This is a genomic window from Burkholderia sp. Ac-20392, from assembly GCF_017104585.1.
Taxonomy (GTDB): domain Bacteria; phylum Pseudomonadota; class Gammaproteobacteria; order Burkholderiales; family Burkholderiaceae; genus Burkholderia; species Burkholderia lata.
On record NZ_JAAGPB010000813.1, the window covers coordinates 1 to 2570 of the forward strand.

General features: G+C 70.5%; 4 protein-coding genes. 1 reads left to right on the forward strand and 3 read right to left on the reverse strand.

What is annotated here, in order from left to right; genetic code table 11:
* Window positions 1-502: TolC family protein (locus G3N99_RS38530; protein ID WP_206125009.1), on the forward strand; the 502-nt coding region annotated here is incomplete at its 5' end.
* Window positions 503-524: 22 nt separating this feature from the next.
* On the opposite strand, the gene G3N99_RS38535 is transcribed toward G3N99_RS38530, so the two are convergent.
* The 3 genes from G3N99_RS38535 to gspL form a co-directional block, all read right to left on the reverse strand.
* Window positions 525-1313, reverse strand: a complete 789-nt coding sequence (locus tag G3N99_RS38535) for a type II secretion system protein N (protein WP_174946562.1) — start codon at window positions 1311-1313, stop codon at window positions 525-527.
* A gap of 32 nt (window positions 1314-1345) precedes the next feature.
* On the reverse strand, window positions 1346-1852 hold the full coding sequence (locus G3N99_RS38540) for a type II secretion system protein M (RefSeq protein WP_174940284.1): 507 nt from the start codon (window positions 1850-1852) through the stop codon (window positions 1346-1348).
* The coding region (gene gspL / locus G3N99_RS38545) for a type II secretion system protein GspL (protein ID WP_206125010.1) at window positions 1849-2570 on the reverse strand (722 nt) is incomplete at its 5' end. The genes gspL and G3N99_RS38540, both read right to left, overlap by 4 nt.

Genomic DNA, 2570 nt, shown 5'->3' on the forward strand with positions numbered 1-2570 from the left:
TACGGTCGGCCCGCAGCTCGCGGCCACGCTGTTCGACGCCGGGCTGCGCGCCGCGCAGACCGACGCCGCGCGCGCGACCTACGACCAGGACGTCGCCGCGTATCGCCTCGCGGTGCTCACCGCGTTCCAGGACGTCGAGGACAACCTCGCGTCGCAACGCATCCTCGCGCAGGAAATCGACGTGCAGCGGCAGGCCGTCGACAGCGCCGAGCATTCGCTCGCGATCGTCACGAACCAGTACAAGGCCGGCACGGTCGCCTACCTGAACGTGCTGACCGCGCAGACCACCGCGTTCACCGCGCAGCAGAAGCTCGCGACGATCGCCGGGCAGCGGATGACGTCGTCGGTCGGGCTCGTGAAGGCGCTCGGCGGCGGCTGGAATGTCTCGGAGATGGCGCGTGAGAACGGTGGCATGGCGGCTCCCGCCCCCGTGCCGGCTTCCGGTGCGGCCGCGCCCGCGGCCACCGCACCGTCGGTCGCCGCGCCGCTCGCGCAGAAGTAGGAAGGAAAGGGCGACGCGCGCGTCAGCGCTGCGCGTCGCCGAAGATCAACGAAACCTCGTTGTTGCCGATCGGGTGGCCGAGCAGGTTCAGCAACCCCGCGAGATTCGCCTGCTGCTCCGGCGCTGAATGCGCGGTGCCGCGGAACGATCCCTGGCCCGGGCCGAAGCTGCCGTGGCCGTCGAGGAACAGCGGGCCTTGCGTCGTCGACAGGTCGAGATCGGCGCCGGCCCCCTTCGCCTGCAGCACCGCGCGGTACGAACCGAGCGGCTTCACGCGCGACACGCGCGAACTCATCGAGTCGATCGTCACCGTCAACTGGCCGAACGCGTTGTTGCCGATCAGCCGCCAGTCACTCCAGCCGAGCCGCACGTCGCCCTGCAGGTCGAGCGTGTTGAACGGCGTGCCGAGCCCAGCGAGCAGCGACGCGGGAACGGCCATCGTGCCCGCCGACAGCACCGCGCCGCGCCACGTCGCGTCGAGCGTGACCGCATCCGGCATCGCCTCGGTCTGCCGCATGCGCATCTGCACGCGCCCGGTCAGCAGCGGCCAGAAGCCCGTGGTCCATTCCACCCGGCCCGGCAACAGCGTCGCCGCGCTCTGGTCGGCCCCCGGCGCGAGCATCAGCGTGCCCGAACCGTGCCACAACGACCCGTCGGGATCGACGAGATTCACATGCCCGCCGGTCGCGCGCGCGAACTGCGGCGCGATCCACGCGGCCGGCGCGAGTGCGACGAGCGTCAACGCCGTCGCCAGGCCGCCCGCCAGTACCCACGGCAATACGGTGGCGAGCCGCTTGATCCCCGGCCTCATCGGCCGGCCGCCACTTGCGTCGTGCAACTGCGTCATTTCTGCGTAGACGGTTGCATCACGGCCGTCAGGTCGACCTGGCCGTCGTCCTTCAGCGCCGTTGCATGCGCCTCGCCGACCTGCACCTTGAATTGCCGGCGCGCATCGTCGAGCCACTGCGTCCACGCCGGGAACGACACGTTCTTCATCTGGACCTGCACGCCGTTGCCGACGATCTGCAGCTGCGCGCCCTGCAGCCCGTGATCGGACAGCGACGCGGTCAGCGCATCCTTCAGCGCGAGGCCGGTCGGCGCCACGCCCTGCGCGGCGGCCGTCAGCGACTTCGCCTCGTTTGCCTGCGCGGTCATCTGCGCAAGCTCGCGGCGCATCGTCGGCAGCTCGCGCTGGATCCGCGCGCGGCCGTCCTGCGCGGGCGACCACAGCACCGAATACGCGATCGCGATCGCCAGCACGGTGCCGCCCCAGCCGAGCAGCATCTTTTCGCGCTGGGAGCGCTCGCCCCAGAACTGGGCCAGCGTCTGGTTCAGTTGTTCCGTCTTCATGAGCGGCTCCGGATCGTCCATTTGCCCGTGTTGCTGTCGACTTCGCCGGACAGTCCGTTACGCGCGAGGCGCTGCGTGAAATCGGGATCGACCTTGACCTCCGGCTTGAAGCCGACGTCGAGCTTCCGGTCGTGATAGTCGAGCGACGCGATGCCGTTCAGCGGCAGCGCGCCCATCGAACGCGACAGCCCACTCGACAGCGCGAGGAAATCGTTCGGCGACAACTCGCCGGCCGCGAGGCGCAACTGGTCGAGCTGGCGCTGCATCTGCGCGGGCGGATCGAGCACCGTCGTCGTTTTCGGGAACGCGGACAGCAGCGTCTCGGTGATCTGCGCGGACAACGCATCGCGCTCGCGCGACAGCTTCCACCAGTGCAGGTTCATGCCGATCACCGCCACGCCGAGCGTCGCCGCAACGAGGGCGAGCGGCACGCGCAGGCGCTTCACCGTCGCGCGGTCGAAGCGCCACGGCTGCGATTCGAATTCGAACTGACACAGGTCGAACTTCTCGGTCAGCGCGCGCCGCGCGAACGCGTCGAACGACAGCGGCGCGGCGCCCGGCAGCAACGGGCCGCCGTCGGTGCGCCCGACCGATGCCAGGCGAGGCTCCGCGCCCGGTTCGCCGAGTTCGTACAGTTCGACGTCGCCGCCGCCCGCGAGCGCGGCCAGCGTACCGGCCGCGCGCGACGCGGGTGCCGCGAAGCCTTCACCGAGCGCAC